Origin of the sequence: Gordonia sp. SCSIO 19800, assembly GCF_018132775.1 — a bacterium.
GTDB classification, from domain to species: domain Bacteria; phylum Actinomycetota; class Actinomycetes; order Mycobacteriales; family Mycobacteriaceae; genus Gordonia; species Gordonia hongkongensis.
The window spans coordinates 38,648-56,394 of record NZ_JAGRQM010000005.1; the positions used below are offsets into that span (position 1 = coordinate 38,648).

The 17,747-nt window shown below is 70.3% G+C and carries 6 protein-coding genes; 4 read left to right on the top strand and 2 right to left on the bottom strand.

Going from position 1 to position 17,747, the window contains the following annotated elements; genetic code table 11:
* Positions 1–44: 44 nt before the first annotated feature.
* The 3 genes from KB201_RS07625 (at position 45) to KB201_RS07635 (ending at position 6,637) form a co-directional block, all read left to right on the top strand.
* Positions 45–1,817 carry a DEAD/DEAH box helicase gene (locus KB201_RS07625; RefSeq protein WP_058250008.1) on the top strand — a complete coding sequence of 591 codons (1,773 nt, stop codon included), beginning with the start codon at positions 45–47 and terminating at the stop codon, positions 1,815–1,817.
* Positions 1,818–2,017: 200 nt separating this feature from the next.
* The gene (locus KB201_RS07630; protein ID WP_058250009.1) at positions 2,018–2,350 is read left to right on the top strand and encodes a rhodanese-like domain-containing protein; all 333 of its coding nucleotides are present in this window, start codon (positions 2,018–2,020) and stop codon (positions 2,348–2,350) included.
* Positions 2,351–2,455: 105 nt separating this feature from the next.
* Positions 2,456–6,637, top strand: a complete 4,182-nt coding sequence (locus tag KB201_RS07635) for an AAA domain-containing protein (protein WP_058250010.1) — start codon at positions 2,456–2,458, stop codon at positions 6,635–6,637.
* A gap of 12 nt (positions 6,638–6,649) precedes the next feature.
* On the opposite strand, the gene KB201_RS07640 is transcribed toward KB201_RS07635, so the two are convergent.
* Positions 6,650–7,459: an NAD-dependent deacylase gene (locus KB201_RS07640; protein WP_058250011.1), complete on the bottom strand. Its 810-nt coding sequence runs from the start codon at positions 7,457–7,459 to the stop codon at positions 6,650–6,652.
* Positions 7,456–7,881 carry an HIT family protein gene (locus KB201_RS07645; RefSeq protein ID WP_058250012.1) on the bottom strand — a complete coding sequence of 142 codons (426 nt, stop codon included), beginning with the start codon at positions 7,879–7,881 and terminating at the stop codon, positions 7,456–7,458. Before KB201_RS07645 ends, KB201_RS07640 begins: the two co-directional genes overlap by 4 nt.
* Before the next feature lie 584 nt (positions 7,882–8,465).
* On the opposite strand from KB201_RS07645, the gene KB201_RS07650 reads away from it, so the two are divergent.
* Positions 8,466–17,729, top strand: a complete 9,264-nt coding sequence (locus tag KB201_RS07650) for a type I polyketide synthase (protein ID WP_205333121.1) — start codon at positions 8,466–8,468, stop codon at positions 17,727–17,729.
* Positions 17,730–17,747: the final 18 nt, after the last annotated feature.

A 17,747-nucleotide genomic window follows, 5' to 3' on the forward strand; every position in this document is an offset into this window, starting at 1 on the left:
GGACGGCCATTACAGTTGAGGGCGATGAATGAGACTTCCGCCGCATGAGTACCTCGAATCACGGCGAGCACGACGCCCCCGCCGACCCGCAGGTCGGCTCGTTCGACGACCTCGAGATCGACCCGCGGGTACGCGCGGCCATCACCGACGTCGGCTATGAAACCCCGTCGCCCATCCAGGCGGCGACCATCCCGCCGCTCATGGACGGACGCGATGTCGTCGGCCTCGCGCAGACCGGTACCGGCAAGACCGCCGCGTTCGCCATCCCGATCCTGTCCCGCCTCGACACCTCCGCGCGTACCCCGCAGGCGCTGATCCTCGCGCCGACGCGAGAGCTGGCACTGCAGGTCTCCGAGGCCTTCGGCAAGTATTCGGCGCACATGCCCGAGGTGAAGGTGCTGCCGATCTACGGCGGGCAGTCCTACGGCGTCCAACTCGCGGGTCTGCGTCGCGGCGCGCAGGTCATCGTCGGCACACCCGGTCGGGTCATCGACCACCTCGATCGCAAGACCCTCGACATCTCCGGTCTGGAGTTCCTGGTCCTCGACGAAGCCGACGAGATGCTGACGATGGGCTTCGCCGAGGACGTCGAGCGCATCCTCGCCGAGACCCCGGACACCAAGCAGGTCGCGCTGTTCTCGGCGACCATGCCCAGTGCCATCCGGCGCCTCGCGCAGAAGTACCTGAACTCGCCGCAGGAGATCACGGTCAAGTCCAAGACCGCGACCGCGCAGAACATCACGCAGCGCTATCTCCAGGTTTCCCACCAGCGCAAGCTGGACGCGCTGACACGCTTCCTCGAGGTCGAGACCTTCGACGCGATGATCGTGTTCGTCCGCACCAAGCAGGCGACCGAAGAACTCGCCGAGAAGCTGCGCTCTCGCGGGTTCTCCGCGGTCGCCATCAACGGCGACCTCGCGCAGGCGCAGCGGGAACGGACCATCAACCAGCTGAAGAACGGCTCGATCGACATCCTCGTCGCGACCGATGTCGCGGCCCGCGGGCTCGACGTCGACCGCATCTCGCATGTCGTGAACTACGACATCCCGCACGACACCGAGTCCTACGTGCACCGCATCGGCCGTACCGGGCGCGCCGGCCGCTCGGGAAACGCGCTGCTGTTCGTCTCGCCGCGCGAACGCCACCTGCTGCGTGCGATCGAGCGCGCCACGCGGCAGACGCTGACCGAGATCGGCCTGCCCAGCGTGGACGATGTCAACGCACAGCGGGTCGCGAAGTTCGCCGACTCGATCACCCAGAACCTGTCGTCGGACAACCTGGATCTGTTCCGCGGGCTGATCGAGAACTATGCGCGGGACAACGACGTCGCGATGGCCGACATCGCGGCCGCGCTGGCGCTCGAGACACGTGACGGCGGTTTCCTGATGACCCCGGACCCGCCGCAGTCGGAGAAGCGCTCCGAGCGTGAGCGTGCTCCGCGGCGCCCGGGCGCGAGCTTCGCGACGTACCGCATCGCCGTCGGCCGCAAGCACAAGGTGTCGCCCGGTGCGATCGTCGGTGCCATCGCCAACGAGGGCGGCCTGACCCGTGCCGACTTCGGCAACATCAGCATCCGCGACGACTTCAGCCTCGTCGAGCTTCCCGATGATCTCGACAACGAGACCCTCTCGTCGCTGCGGCACACGAAGATCGGGAAGAACCCGATCGACATCCGCAAGGACATGGGCGCACCGCGCACGCGCGGGGGCGCAAAGCGCGGGGCGGGCGGGCACGGCGGCGGTCGGGACGGTCGTCGTGGCGACAACTGGGGTAAGCGTCCGTCCCCGCGTGTCGCGGGGCGCGGCCGCCATTCCTGACCCCGACGGTTCCGCTGCGGATCGCCTACCAGAAGGAGCGCATGACTGCGCCCTTCTGAGAGCTGTGTGAGAAAACTTGTCAATTCGAGATCGTTCCGTAACCTGGTCGACGGGGGTCATTACGCCACGGCCGTCACCCGATGGCCGTCGCGAACGCATGAACACGGACAAATTCGAGCAACAGGATTGGTGAGTCACCGGTGTCAGTGGTGAATTCGATTTCGGCAGTCGAGGCAATGAATCACAGCCGCGAGGGGAACGCGGTCGTCGTCGACGCGCGTCCCCAGGTGGTTCGGCATCAGGGGAGTCTGCCCGGTGCCCTCGTGGTCGACCCGACCGAGGTGCCGAAGCGGTTCACCCCGACTCCGTCGGGCACCTTCCCGGTGATCCGCGACCGCGACACCGAGATCGCCGTGGTGTCGGTCCGTTCAGAGGCCCCGCGGATCGCCGAACAGATCGCCGAGTGCGGATACACCAACGTGCGCTATGTCGACGGCGGATACCGCGCGCTGCGTTCGAGCTCCGTCGGCTGACCGGCTCGGTGTCGGGAATCCGGCCGACCCGCGCGGAGGCACGGAGTTCCTCTGACCAGCGTCTTGTAGCGTAGGAGTCGCCGGCGACGAGAGGAACACATCGGTATGCAGGATGACACGCGCGAGACGTTGCGCGATCAGGTCACCCGGCTGATGACGTTTCTGGCCGATCTCGTCCGGTCTCGCTCCGGAGACGTCCACGACATCTCCGACCACCCCGGCCATGTCTGGGTCGGTCCGTCCACCGCCGTCGCCGTCCGGTCGAACGCGGTGCCGGGCCAGGTGGTGGTCGAGGTCGGTCCGGACGACCCCGACGCCGCTCGGGCCTGCGCGGTCCATGCCGAATTCGCCGCGTTGGTCGACGCGCTCGGCGCGGAGCCCGAAGAACTCGAACTCGTCATCGCGTCCGCACTGGTCACGGTGCGGGACGCGACAGACGCTGACGCCGACCCATTGGTCCGCGAACATCTCCTCAGTCAGGTTCTGGTCGCCGACCGCGACGCGGACGACACGATCCGGTTCTCGCTCGGGGCGGGCTCGTCTCCCGCAGTTCGCGATACCCATCTGCTCGCTGCTCTCGACGGTCTCGATCTCGCGGGCGCGGTCGGGATCCGCGGCAAGCTGTCGGCGCAGACCTCGGTGCTGTCGCCGAAGACCTCCGAGCTGATGGCCGAGTGGCGCGAGGCGATCGAAGTCGACGCCGAGCGTGTGTCGTTGACGGTCGAGAGCCGGCCCGCGGTGGTCCTCCGCCGTCGCGGGGTGGGGAGTTCCCCCGCGTTCTACGACGCCATCATCGACGACCTGCGGGACGAGGAGTCGGAGGTACCGGTCGCACTGACCCAGCTCGTCCGCCCGATCGAGGCGCCCGACCGACTCGCCGCCCTCCGCGCCCCCGGCGTCCTCGATCCAGCGGACCTGGTCGCCGATGCGCTGTTCCCGCTGCCGTCCAATGCCGAACAGCGCGATGTGCTCGCCCGGCTCGGGTCCGACACCGGTGTGGTGGTCGAGGGTCCGCCCGGAACCGGCAAGACCCACACCATCGCCAACGTGACCTCGGCCTTGCTGGCGAAAGGACAGCGCGTCCTGGTCGTCAGCGAGAAAGCCCATGCGCTCCACGTGCTCCGGGACATGCTGCCGCCCGCTCTGCGGGCGCTCACGGTGTCGATCGCCGACGTGTCCCAGGACAGTTCCGAGGGCATCGTCGATGCGGTGACCGAGCTCGCCGAACGCAAGGCGTCGTTCACGCCCGGGGTCGCCGACGCGGAGATCGCCGACCTGGCCGCGCGCCGCGATCACGCTCTGCGACAACGGGATCAGCTGCTCCGCGAACTCTGGGACCTCCGTGCGGAAGAGACCGAGGTCCACGAATGGGTCGCGGGGGACTATCGGGGATCCCCGGCGGAGATCGTCCGCCGGGTGCGGGCAGACGCCGCCGCGTTCGACTGGCTGCCCGGGCCGGTCCACGGCGCGGTGCCCCCGCTGGACTCGGCCGAGTTCGTCCGGCTGGCAGACCTGCTCGCGAGCACCGGTGGCTCCGGATCGCGTCTCGCGCAACGGTTCGTCGACCTCGACCACCACCTGCCCGAGCCGGCGGAGATGGACTCCATCTGCACCCGGATCGCCGCGCGGCCCCGCGAGCCGATGGCCGGCGCCGGGACGCTGCTGTCGGTGCTCGACGGGGTCGACAGTGACCGATTGGTCCGGATCAAGGACATCTGCGACGAACTCGCCGTCGCCTCCGGCGAGGTGGCGTCGTACCCGGAGCCGATCGTCGACATGGCGGACCGGCTGCTCGCCGGACGCGCCGCGCACCTCTGGTCGCGGGTGACGACGCTGTCACCGGTCATCGCCGAGGCCGCTCGTCGGGACCGTGACCTGGGCGCGCATGCGGTCGTCGTCGACGGGGCGCGGCCCGGCGACGCCGCGTTGTTCGACGCCGCCGCCGACTTCCTGCGAGACGGCGGTCAGTGGCGGGGACGGTTGCGGCGTTCGCCCGAGCAGCGCGCGGTCGAGGAGTCGCCGGTGCGGGCCACCGTGGACGGTCGGCCTCCTCGCGACGAGGCCTCGTTGCGCCGGGTCGCCGATCACCTCACCGTCATCGACGCGGTACATCAGGTGCATCGCATCCTGGCGGACCTGCACGTCCCGGTGGACGCGTCGGGGTCGCGGTCGGCGCAGCTCGACCACCTCGTCCGCCTGGACAACCAACTGGCGTGGATCTCGAGGCTGCTCACCGGCCGGGAGCATCTCGTCCGTGAACTCGAGGCGATCAGCCCCGGCGGCCCGAGACCACGCACCGTCGCCGAGGCAGCCGAGGTGGCTGATCAGGCGCGATCGGTGGCGGCCGCCAACGGCGCGGTCCTCGCCGAACAGGAACTCGCCGACCGCGTGTACGGCCTGACGACCGAACTCGAACAGGGGCCGTCGCCGGAGGGTGACGCGCTGCTCTCGGCACTCGCCACGGCCGACCCGGTCGCGATCCGAGACGCGCGGCGCGCGTTCGCGGCCGCCGCAGCCGAGGCCGACGAGCAGAATGCCCTGGAGCTTCTCGGGCTCCGATTGCGCAGCCGGGCACCCGAACTCGCGAAGACGATGTGGTCGAGCGCGCAGGACCCGATCTGGACCGAACGCGCCCGGGACATGGGCGCGGCGTGGGCGTGGCGGTTCGCCCACACCTGGGCGGAGGAACGCAGCGATCCGTTCGCCGAGGACCGGCTGCAGTCCGACCTCGATGCCGTCGAGGTCGACATCGCGGCCCTCACCACCCGGCTGGCCTCTGCGCGCGCCGTCCGCGAGGTGCTGGCGCGCACCACGGCCGGCGAGTTGCAGGCCGTCCAGTCCTACCGCGACCACATGATCAACCTGGGCAAGGGATCGGGCAAGCACGCCAATCGTTTCCGACGCGCGGCGCGCGAGGCCATGGCCGAGGCGCGCAACGCCGTGCCCGCCTGGATCATGTCGATCAGCCAGGTGGCCGAGACCCTCCCACCGCGCCGCAACTCCTTCGACGTCGTCATCGTCGACGAGGCGTCCCAGGCCGACATCACCAGCGCGTTCCTTCTCTGGCTGGCCCCGCGCGTGATCGTCGTCGGTGACGACAAGCAGTGCGCGCCCGTCGGTCTCAGCGGCACCAGCCTCGATTCCGCGTTCGCCGAACTCGATGCCGCGCTGCCCGACCTCCCGACATACCTGCGCGACGGGTTGACGCCGCGGTCCAGCCTGTTCTCGTTGTTGCGCAGCCGTTTCGGCAACGTCGTGGGACTGCGGGAACACTTCCGGTCCATGCCCGAGATCATCGAGTTCTCGTCGCGCCAATTCTACGGGTCCGCGCCGCTGATCCCGGTGCGCCAGTACGGTTCCGACCGGCTCGAACCATTGCGGACGGTCGCGGTCGACGGAACGGCCACCGGGACCGGCAACGGCATCAGCAACGAGGCCGAGGCGGCCGCCATCGTCGATGCCCTCCGGGGGTGTCTGGCCGACCCGGCATACGACGATCTGGACTTCGGTGTGATCGCGTTGCAGGGCGTCAAGCAGGTGGAGACGATCGAGAAGGCGCTACGCGCCGCGATCGACATCGAGACCTGGCGCTCGCGTCGTATCCGCGTCGGCTCACCCCCGGATTTCCAGGGAGACGAGCGGCACGTGGTCTTCCTGTCGATGGTCGTCTCGGACGCCGGTGCGATCTCCGCGCTGACCCGCGCGGAGTCCCAACGCCGGGTCAACGTGGCGGCCACCCGGGCCATGGACCAGTTGTGGCTGTTCCAGTCGATCGGACTCGACGAGTTGCGCCCCAACGACCTTCGTGCCTCGCTGCTGTCCTACGTGTCCGCCAACGAGGGTCCGTCGATCGGGGCCATGCCGTCCGACGTGCCCGATGATCGCCGCGTGAGCCCGTTCGACAACCTCCTCGAACAGCGCGTGTTCAACCGTCTCGCGGCGCTCGGCTATCACGTGACCCCGAAGGTCACGGTCAACAACCGGATCGTCGACCTGGTCGTGTTGGGGGCCGATGCGCGCATGGCCGTCGAGTGTGATGCCGACGAGTTCGCCGGGACCGGGCAGCAGGCTCGGTCGGATCTGGAACGCGAGCGTGAATTGCGCCGTTGCGGTTGGGAATTCGTCCGCGTGCGCGAGTCGGAGTTCGAACTCGATCCCGACCGCGTGCTCGACCATGTCGCCGCCGTGCTCGACGAGCGCGGATGCAAGCCGGGGTCGCTCGTCGCGGTTCAGACGACGGATGATGTCGGGAGATGGCAGCCGATCGATCTCACCGCGGGGGAGTGACGCCGCACCACGTCAGCCGAGTGACGCGAGCAACGCCGGCAGACCGACCGCGGCGGGCATCCGCAGACTGTGGGTCACGATGTCGGACAGCGCGGACGGCGACGGGTTGAACTCGATGACCGGGATGCCCGCGCGCACCGCGCGTTCGGGTAGCGCGGCTGCCGGGTAGACGATCCCGCTGGTGCCCACGACGAGCACCACCTCGGCCGCACGGAACGCCTGATCCGCTCGCTGCCAGTCCGATCCGGGCAGTGCTTCGCCGAACCACACGATGCCGGGCCGCACCTTCCCGCCGCAGCGCGGACACGTGGGCGGGTCGACGCGCGGGTCGTCCGGCGCGGTACCGGTGTCGCCGGGATCGGGGAATGCGCCCGGGCCGTCGTACGGGGTCCCACAGACCGAACACCGGGGGGCGAACAGGCTGCCGTGCAGGTGGCTGACGACATCGCTGCCGGCCCTCTCGTGGAGATCGTCGACATTCTGCGTCACGATCATGACGGTGCGGCTCGTGGCGAGTTCGGCGAGCGCGCGGTGGCCCGCATTGGGCTGCGCGGCAAGCACTTCGCGGGCGCGCCAGCGGTACCACCCCCAGACCAGTGCGGGGTCGCGCGCCCACGCTTCCGGGGTGGCGAGTTCGGCGGGATCGAACTTCTCCCACAAACCGGTCTGGGCGTCCCGGAAGGTGGCGATGCCGCTCTCGGCCGACATACCCGCGCCGCTGAACACCGTGATCCACTCCGCGCGGCGCACGAGGTCGGCCACCCCGTCCGGAATCCGGGTCCCGGCCCCGGTGTCCGGGTCGGGCTCGCCGGCGAAGGTCATCCGACGGACTCGATCCCGGCGCGCACCGCAGCGGCGGTCTCGTCGGGGTCGGGGTCGCGGCGGACGAGGAAGCCCTTGGCGAAACTCAGCTTGTCCCCGTCGTGTCTGGGGACGACGTGCAGGTGGGTGTGGAAGACGGTCTGGAAGGCCGCGCGGCCGTCGTTCAGTGCCAGGTTGACCCCGTCGGCGGACACCGGTCCGGTCTTCATCGCGGTGGCGACTCGTTGGCCGGCGCGGAAGAGAGCGGCGCCGAGGGTCGGGTCGAGGTCGCCGAGCCCGGAGGAGTGGACCCGGGGCACGAGGAGGGTGTGCCCGCGGGTCACGGGCCGGATGTCGAGGAACCCGAGGACGTCGTCGTCGGAGTAGACGATGCGACCCGGGGAGGTGCCCGCGATGATGGCGCAGAAGATGCAACTGCTCATGCGGCCGACTCTAGTGGGGTGTCTCGATGGCACTCGGCCTGCGGCACGGCTGGACCGCGACGCGCAATGGTGCCCCACATCACATAACGGTTTGATAACGGTTGACCGAGCGAGAGTTCGGGCGCACGCGTACCCCTGGGTATGTTGCCTGGCCTGGCGGTTTTCCGACGCTTCCCATGGCGGTTGACACGGTGCCGAAAGTTACCCGCGCGGTTACTGGTCGGTATACCGACCGGTCACCGACAAACATGAGGGTTCCCTCACTTTCGTGTGTCATCATTGGTGTCACGTTCACGCCGACGCCGGCTCCGGACAAAACCGGTGCGCGCCAATGTTGTTGTGCGGCAGGCGTGTTCCTTTGTTGTACCAGCTAGTTCGACCCGGCGGTGTCGCCACCGCGGCCGGTCGTGCGCGACGGCGGCGAGACCGATCACGTCAGCGCACGGAAAGGCCGCTGCCGACAGCGTTTCTCGCGCCGCCGCGACTCGCAGACCAACCGCACAACACCCACAGACATCTACTGCACCGCACCTACGCACTCCGCAAGTCCACACTCTGAGACCGACCACCACAGAGGAGTATCCGTGACCGTCGACCAGTTCCGCTCCGGCTCGCAGGGCGCCGCCAACGCAGAACGGCCCACCACCACGCTCATCGAGCGGCTCACGCAGGGCGAGCCCTACGCGATCAGCTTCGGCGGGCAGGGCGGCGCATGGCTGCCCACGCTGACCGAGCTGGTCGTCGACGCCGACCTGGAACACCGGGTCGCCACCATCGTCGATTCCGCCGAACGGCTCGTCGAGCCGGTTGCCGACGAACTCGTCGTGGCACGGGTGTCCGGGTTCCACCCGCTCACCTGGGTGCACGCGCACGACGCAGGTGAAGACGTGCCCGCCGAGGCCACTCTCGCCGATTTCACCCTCTCGGGTCCGGGTGTGCTGCTCACCCAGCTCGCCGCCGTGGAGGCACTCCGCAAGCAGGGCCTGGACACCGCCGTGCTCCCGCCGAAGGCCGTGGTCGGGCATTCCCAGGGCTCGCTGGCCACCGATGCGGTGGGCGCCGACGGCCGGATCGCCGAGTCCGGTCAGGGCCTGCTGCTGGCCGTCGCGCACCTCATCGGCGCCGCCGGTTCGTTGACCGCGCGTCGCCGCGGGCTGGGTGTCACCACCGACGGCACGCCGATGCTCGCACTGACCAACGTCAGCCCGGCTCGCGTCGACGAGATCCTGGCGCAGTACCGCGCCGGCCTGTCCGACAACGATCTGACGACCGCCCCGGTGGTCGCCATCAAGAACAGCCGCACCGCCGTCGTGCTGTCCGGGGCACCGCGGCACCTCGCCGCGTTCGCCGCCCTCTGTGAGCGGGTCGCCGCGACCGAGGCCGACGAGCGCAAGCGCAAGCTCACCGGCGGGGCGCCGTTCGCGCCGAAGTTCGACCACCTGCAGGTGTCGGTGGCCTTCCACCACCCGGCGATGGCAGAGGCTGTCGAGCTGGTCGGCCAGTGGGCTGACCGCTGCGGCATCGACCGTGACCTCGCCACCCGCCACGCCCACGACATCCTCGTCGGGCACGTCGACTGGGTCGCCTCGGTCGACTCGATCGTGGCCGGCGGCGCCAAGTGGGTCCTGGACTTCGGTCCCGGGGACATCGCAACCCGTCTCACCGCATCATTGGTCCGCGGGCAGGGCGTCGGCCTGGTGCCCGCCGCGCTGCGAGTCGGACAGCGCAACCTGTTCAGCCCCGGCGGCGTGCCCGAGGTCGCGACCCCGTGGTCGCAGTTCGCGCCGACCCTCGTCGAGCTGCCCGACGGCCGTACCGTCGTCGAGACCTCCTTCACCCGCCTCACGGGACGTTCGCCGATGCTGCTCGCCGGCATGACGCCGACGACCGTCGACCCGGCCATCGTCGCCGCCGCGGCCAACGCCGGACACTGGGCCGAGCTGGCCGGTGGCGGTCAGGTCACCGAGGAGATCTTCGCGCGCAACATCGCCACGCTCACCGATCTGCTCGAGCCGGGACGCGAGGCGCAGTTCAACGCGTTGTTCCTCGACCCCTACCTGTGGAAGCTGCAGCTCGGCGGCAAGCGCATCGTGCAGAAGGCCCGCGCGCAGGGAGCCCCGCTCGACGGCGTCATCGTCTCGGCGGGCATACCCGAACTCGAGGACGCGGTCGCGCTCGTCGACGAGTTCGTCGAGGCCGGACTCCGGTTCGTCGCCTTCAAACCCGGCACCGTGGAGCAGATCCGGTCCGTCGTGCGCATCGCGGCCGAGGTTCCGCATCACCCGATCATCGTGCAGATCGAGGGCGGCCGCGCCGGTGGCCACCACTCGTGGGAAGACCTCGACGACCTGCTGCTCGCGACCTACGGCGAGCTCCGCGCCCGCCCGAACGTCGTGATCTGCGTCGGCGGTGGCATCGGCACGCCCGAGCGCGCCAGTGAATACCTCACCGGCAGCTGGTCGGCCGGCTACGGCTACCCGACGATGCCGCTCGACGGCATCCTCATCGGCACCGCCGCCATGGCGGCCAAGGAGGCGACGACCACCCCCGAGGTCAAGCAGCTCCTCGTCGACACCGCCGGCATCGACGAGTGGATCGGCGCCGGTCACGCCACCGCCGGAATGGCGTCCGGCCGTTCGCAGCTCGGCGCCGACATCCACGAGGTCGACAACACCGCGTCGCGGTGCGGCCGGCTGCTCGACGAGGTCGCCGGTGACGCCGACGCCGTGGCCGCCCGCCGCGACGAGATCATCGCCGCGATGGCCGACACCGCGAAGCCGTACTTCGGCGACGTCGCCACCATGACCTACCGCGAGTGGCTCGACCGGTACGCCGCGCTGGCCGTCGGTGACGCCCGCGGCGAGCAGGTCCCGTGGGCCGACATCACCTGGCAGCAGCGCTTCGTGGAGATGCTGCAGCGCACCGAGGCGCGCATGCACCCGCAGGACTCCGGGCCCATCCCGACGATGTTCGCCGAGGTCACCGCTGCCGCCGATGCGTATGCCGCAATCGACGCGCTCGGCAGCGTGTACCCCGAGATCGACACCGACATCCTGCATCCCGCGGACGTCGCGTTCTTCCTGGAGCTGTGCCGCACCCCCGGCAAGCCCGTCAACTTCGTGCCGGTGATCGACAAGGACGTGCGCCGCTGGTGGCGCAGTGACTCCCTGTGGCAGGCCCACGACCCGCGCTACGGCGCCGACGCCGTCTGCGTCATCCCGGGGCCGGTCGCCGTCGCGGGCATCACCCGCGTCGACGAGCCCGTGGGCGAACTGCTCGATCGGTTCGAGGCCCGGGTCGCGTCCGATCTGCAGGCCACCGGCGAGCGCCCGGTCGCCGTCGCCTCCCGGCACCGGGCCGGGCTGGCCGAGGAGGCCGGCGTGCTGACCTCGGTGCTGGAGTCCGACGACGTCAGCTGGGCCGGCCGGATCGTGGCGAGCCCGATCGCGCTGCTCGGCGATCGCGACGCCTGGACCGTGGTCGGACCCGAGCGGGCCGAACACGCCGTCAGCGGCGCCGTCCTGGAGCAGGTCTCCGCCGACTCCGACGCCACCCGTTTCGACCTCGTCGTCCCCATCTCGGGCGCTTCCGTGCGTATCCCGCTGCTGGCCGGCGAAAGCCTGCGCGACGGTGGTTCGCCGCTGGTGGGCCTCGACGACGCGTCGACCGCGATGCGCGAGATCCTCACCGTGGCCGCCGGCGGCAGCCTGGCCGAGGTGACCGACGGCGTGTCGGTCACGACCGTCTCCTGGCAGCCGGATTCGGTCGCCGATCACGCTGCGGTGACCGGGTTCTCCCTGCCGCCGCACCTGCGCCCGACCACCCCGACCGACCCGTTCGGTTTCGCCGTGCCCGACACCCTGGTCGGCGCGTGCTGGCCGAGCGTGTTCAGCGTCATCGGCGCCGCCCGCACCGATTCCGGTGACCCGGTCGTCGAGGGTCTGCTCGACCTGGTCCACCTCGATCACGCGATCGCGCTGACCGGGGAGATCCCCGCCACCGCAGCCGAACTGACCGTCACCGCACGGACCGGCGCGGTCCGGGATGCCGACGTCGGTCGTGTCGTCGAGGTCACGGTGGAGATCGCCGGACCAGCCGGCCCGATCGCGACGCTCGAGGAGCGTTTCGCGATCCGTGGGCGTCTGGGCGCCGCCGAGCTCACCGACCCGGCCCGGGCCGGCGGTGCACCCGCCGCCGAGCAGTCGGCCACCCGCAAGCTGCTCCGGACGGCCACCATCACCGCGCCGAACCGGATGACCGGTTTCGCCGTCGTGTCCGGTGACCGCAACCCCATCCACACCGACGCCGCAGCCGCGAAGCTGGCCGGTCTCGGCGACCCGATCGTCCACGGGATGTGGCTGTCGGCCGCCGCGCAGCAGGTCGTCACCGCGACCGACGCGAAGAATCCGACGCCATCGCCTCGTCCGCTGATCGGCTGGACCGCACGCTATCTCGGCATGGTCCGGCTCGGCGACCGCATCTCGGTGCGCGTCGACCGCGTGGGTCTCGACAACGGCAACGAGGTCGTCGAGGTCAGCGCCAAGGTCGGCGACAACCTCGTGATGAGCGCGACCGGTCTGCTCGCCGCGCCGCGGACCGTCTACGCGTTCCCCGGCCAGGGCATCCAGAGCAAGGGCATGGGACTCGACGCCCGCTCGCGGTCGAAGGCCGCCCGCAAGATCTGGGATCGTGCCGACAAGCACACCCGTGCGGCGCTGGGCTTCTCGATCCTCGCCGTGGTCCGCGACAACCCGACGACGCTCGTCGCCAACGGGACCACCTACAACCACCCCGACGGCGTGCTGTACCTGACGCAGTTCACCCAGGTCGCCATGGCGACGCTCGGTGTCGCGCAGATCGCCGAGCTCAAGGAGTCCGGTGGCTTCGTCGAGGGTGCCATCACGTGTGGTCACTCGGTCGGTGAGTACAACGCGCTCGCCGCATGCGCCGGCGTCCTCCCGCTCGAGGCCGTCCTCGAAGTCGTGTTCCAGCGCGGCGAGGCCATGCATCACCTCGTCCCGCGAGATGAGCAGGGGCGCAGTGACTATCGGATGGCCGCCATCCGGCCGAGCCAGTTCGGTCTGGCCGACGCCGAGGTCACCGACTTCGTGTCCGGCGTGGGCGCCGCGGGCGGCGAGTTCCTGGAGGTCGTCAACCTCAACCTCCTCGGCTCGCAGTACGCGATCGCCGGCACGGTTCGCGGTCTCGAACTGCTCGAGGCCGAGATCGACCGGCGGCGTGCGGAGTTCGGGGGCAAGCGCGCGTTCATCCTGATCCCGGGCATCGACGTCCCGTTCCACTCGAGCGTGCTGCGCGCCGGGGTCCCGGAATTCCGCGGCAAGCTCGCCGAGCTGCTGCCCGCCGACATCGACATCGACATCCTGATCGGCCGCTACATCCCCAACCTGGTGCCGCGCCTGTTCAACCTCGGACGCGACTTCGTCGAGGAGATCGCGGCGCTGGTGCCGTCGGATCCGCTGAACGAGGTCCTCGCCGACTGGGACGCCTGGGAGGCGACCCCGAGCGAACTGGCCCGGGTGATCCTGATCGAGCTGCTCGCCTGGCAGTTCGCCAGCCCGGTGCGGTGGATCGAGACCCAGGAACTGCTGTTCAGCGGTCCCGAGCGGAACGGGCTGGGAGTCCAGCGCTTCGTCGAGATCGGTCTGAAGGGCGCCCCGACGCTGTCGGGTCTGGCCACCAACACCCTCAAGCTCGACGACTACGCCGCGGCCACCACCGAGGTGCTCAACGTCGAGCGCGACACCGACACGATCCTGGCCAAGGACGCCGGGCACGAGCCCGACGAGGACGAGCTCGACGTTCCCGCAGCGGCCGAGACGTCGGCGGCGGACGCGGCTCCGGCCGCCGCGGCGGCGCCCGCGCCTGCTGCTCCCGCGGCACCGGCGGCACCCGCCGGCGGCCCGCGTCCCGACGACATCGCGTTCACGCCGTCGGATGCGGTGAAGTCCGTGATTGCGCTGTGGACCAAGATGCGCGTCGACCAGATCGGGTCCGCGGACACAATCGAGGCGCTCTGCGACGGTGTGTCGTCGCGTCGTAACCAGCTGCTCCTCGACATCGGCGGCGAGCTCGGACTCGGCGCCATCGACGGTGCCGCCGAAGCCGACATGACCGCGCTGTCGTCGACCGTGGAGACCCTCGCCCGTGGCTACCGGCCGCTGGGTGCGGTGCTCACCGATGCGGTCAGCGACCAGGTCCGCAAGGTGCTCGGCCCGCTGGGCAAGCGCCAGAACTACATCACCGACCGCGTGTCGGGTGTCTGGCAGCTGGGTCCGGGGTGGGGTCTGCACACCACCGTCGCGCTGGCGTTGGGCACCAGGGACGGCGCGTCCGTCCGCGGCGAGGCGCTGGGCAATCTGCTCGACGGCCCGCTGACGGACACCGATTCACTCGACACCCTCATCGACAAGGCCGTGTCCGCGGTGGGTGCGGTCAAGGGCATCCCGGTCGGCAAGCCGGCCGCCGAATCCGGTGGTGGCGCAACGGTCGACGCCGCGGCGCTGGGAGAGTTCACCGAGCAGATCACCGGCCGGTCCGGCGCGCTGGCCTCGGCCGCGTACACCCTGCTGGACAAGCTCGGACTCGCCGAGGTCGCCGATCTCGCCGAGGCCGTGGCCGACCCGAACGCCGAGCTCGCCGAGCTGGTCAGCGCCGAACTCGGGTCGGACTGGGCCCGTACGGTGGCGCCGGCCTTCGACGCGGCCAAGGTCGTCCTCATCGACGACCGGTGGGCAACCGCCCGTGAGGATCTCGTCCGACTCTGGCTGACCGACGAGCAGGACCTCGACGCCGACTTCGACACCATCGTCGGCGGGTTCGCCGGAGCCGGTGACACCGTCGCCGACCACGCCACCTGGTGGCAGGGCAAGGCCCTCGCGAACGGAAACGCCGTGCACGGCCGCATCTTCGGCGCGATCGCGCACGCTGCGGAGAATCCCGAGAAGGGTGCCTACAGCCGCGAGATCGCCGTGGTGACCGGTGCGAGCAAGGGTTCGATCGCCGCCGGCGTGGTCGCCGGGCTGCTGGCCGGTGGCGCGACCGTGATCGCCACGACGTCGCGCCTGAACTCCGACCGTCTCGCCTTCTACAAGAAGCTGTACCGCGAGAACGCCCGGGCCGGTGCCGCGCTGTGGATTGCTCCCGCGAACATGGCGTCGTACGCCGATGTCGACGACCTCGTCGGCTGGATCGCGGGGGAGCAGACGGAGAACCTCGGTGGCACAACGGCAGTGGTGAAGCCGGCGATGAAGCCGACGCTGCTGTTCCCGTTCGCCGCACCGCGGGTCGCCGGTGATCTCACCGACGCCGGTGGTCGCGCCGAGCTGGAGATGAAGGTGCTCCTCTGGTCGGTGGAGCGGCTCATCGGCGGTCTCGCCGACGTCCATTCCGATCACGACATCGCCGCCCGCGTGCACGTCGTGTTGCCCGGTTCGCCGAACCGCGGCATGTTCGGCGGCGACGGTGCCTACGGCGAGAGCAAGGCCTCGCTCGACGCACTCGTACAGCGCTGGTCGGCCGAGGAGTCCTGGGGTTCCAAGACGACGCTCGCCCACGCCCTGATCGGCTGGGTGCGCGGCACCGGGCTGATGGGTCACAACGACGGGATGGTCGACGCGGTCGAGGCGGCGGGTGTGCGCACCTGGAGCACCGACGAGATGGCGGCGAACCTGCTCACCCTGTGCCGCCCCGAGCAGCGGTCGGCCGCGGTGAGTGCGCCGATCCTGGCCGACTTCACCGGCGGCCTGGACAGCTCGACCGACCTCAAGGCGCTCGCGGCCACCGCGGCGGCGGCCGCCGAGGAGTCCGCGGACACCGACGAGGTGTCGGCGACGACCGTCGCGGCGCTGCCGGCACCGGCGCGCGCCCCGAAGGCGATGCGTCCGCAGTGGCCGTCGATCGACGCCCGACCCGAGGACCTCGTGGTCATCGTGGGTGCCGGCGAGCTCGGCCCGTTCGGTTCGGCCCGCACCCGCTTCGAGATGGAGGTCGACGAGAAGCTTTCGGCCGCAGGCGTTCTCGAGCTCGCCTGGAACACCGGACTGGTGCACTGGGATTCGGCGCCGAAGCCGGGCTGGTACGACACCGCGTCCGGAGACCCGGTGCCGGAGAGCGAGATCGCCGAGCGGTACCACGACGAGGTCGTCGCCCGCTGCGGTATCCGCCGCTACGCCGACGACGGGGCGATGGTCGACAACACCTCGCCGCTGCTGACCTCGGTCTTCGTCGACGAGGACCTGACCTTCACGGTCAACTCCGAGGCCGAGGCGCGAGCATTCGCCAGTGCCAACCCGGAGAAGACCCGGGTCACGCAGAACGCCGACGGCGACTGGCAGGTCACCCGGTTGGCGGGCACCGAGATCCGCGTTCCGCGCCAGTTCGCGCTGACCCGGACCGTGGGCGGTCAGATCCCGACCGGTTTCGACCCGACCCGCTGGGGCGTCAGCCCCGACATGGTCGAGTCGATCGACCGGGTCGCCCTGTGGAACCTGGTGGCCACGGTCGACGCCTTCCTGTCGTCGGGCTTCACGCCGAGCGAACTGATGCGCTGGGTGCACCCCGGTCTGGTCGCCAACACGCAGGGCACCGGTATGGGCGGCATGACCTCCATGCGCGACCTGTACATCAACACCCTGCTGGGCGAGGCCAACGCCAACGACATCCTGCAGGAGGCCCTGCCGAACATCGTGGCGGCACACGTGGTCCAGTCGTATGTCGGTAGCTACGGCGCGATGATCCACCCGGTGGCGGCATGTGCGACCGCAGCTGTGTCGGTCGAGGAGGGCGTCGACAAGATCCGCCTCGGCAAGGCGCTGTTCGCGGTGGCGGGCGGCTTCGACGACCTGGGTATCGAGGGCATCGTCGGCTTCGGCGCGATGTCGGCGACCGCCGACTCGGCGAAGATGACCGCGCGCGGCATCGACGATCGCCGGTTCTCGCGTGCCAACGATCGCCGACGCGGCGGGTTCGTCGAGTCGGCCGGCGGCGGCACGATCCTGCTCGCCCGCGGCGATGTCGCGGCCGAGATGGGTCTGCCGGTGCTCGGTGTGGTCGCGTGGGCGCAGAGCTTCGGCGACGGTGTGCACACCTCGATCCCGGCTCCGGGTCTCGGTGCCCTGGGCGCGGCTCGCGGGTCGCTGTCCTCGCCGCTGGCACGTGCGCTCGGTTCGCTCGGCGTCAGCGCCGACGACGTGGCGGTCGTGTCCAAGCACGACACCTCCACCAAGGCGAACGATCCGAACGAGTCCGAACTGCACGAGCGGCTCGCGGCGGCCATCGGCCGCGGCAAGGGCGCACCGCTGTTCGTGGTGTCGCAGAAGTCGCTGACCGGTCATGCCAAGGGTGGCGCGGCGGCCTTCCAGCTCATCGGTCTGTGCCAGATCCTGCGTGACGGCGTGATCCCGCCCAACCGCAGCCTCGACTGTGTCGACGACAAGATGGCCGAGTACCCGCACCTGGTCTGGCCGCGGGAGACCCTCCAGCTCGGCGAGCGGTTCCCGCTCAAGGCGGGTCTGCTGACCAGCCTCGGCTTCGGTCACGTGTCCGGACTGATCGCGGTGGTGCACCCGGAGGCGTTCATCGCCTCGCTGAACCCGGAGGAGCGCGACGCCTACCGTCAGCGCGCCGACGAGCGGACCCGCCTGGGCAGTCAGCGCTTCCTGCAGTCGATCTGCGGTGGCGAGCCTGCCTACCAGCGTCCGCCGAACCGTCGCTTCGACGAGTCGGTCGACGAGCACGACGCCGAGGCGGGCATGCTCCTCGATCCGCAGACCCGTCTGGACGGCGCCGACGTCTACGTCGCCGGTGAGCCGGTGGCGGGTGGTCGGTGACACCCGGTGAGGCGAATG

Coding starts and splice junctions, on each gene's coding strand:
- KB201_RS07625 (WP_058250008.1), top strand. CDS start 45: ATGAGTACCTCGAATCACGGCGAGCACGACGCCCCCGCCGACCCGCAG.
- KB201_RS07635 (WP_058250010.1), top strand. CDS start 2,456: ATGCAGGATGACACGCGCGAGACGTTGCGCGATCAGGTCACCCGGCTG.
- KB201_RS07640 (WP_058250011.1), bottom strand. CDS start 7,459: ATGACCTTCGCCGGCGAGCCCGACCCGGACACCGGGGCCGGGACCCGG.
- KB201_RS07645 (WP_058250012.1), bottom strand. CDS start 7,881: ATGAGCAGTTGCATCTTCTGCGCCATCATCGCGGGCACCTCCCCGGGT.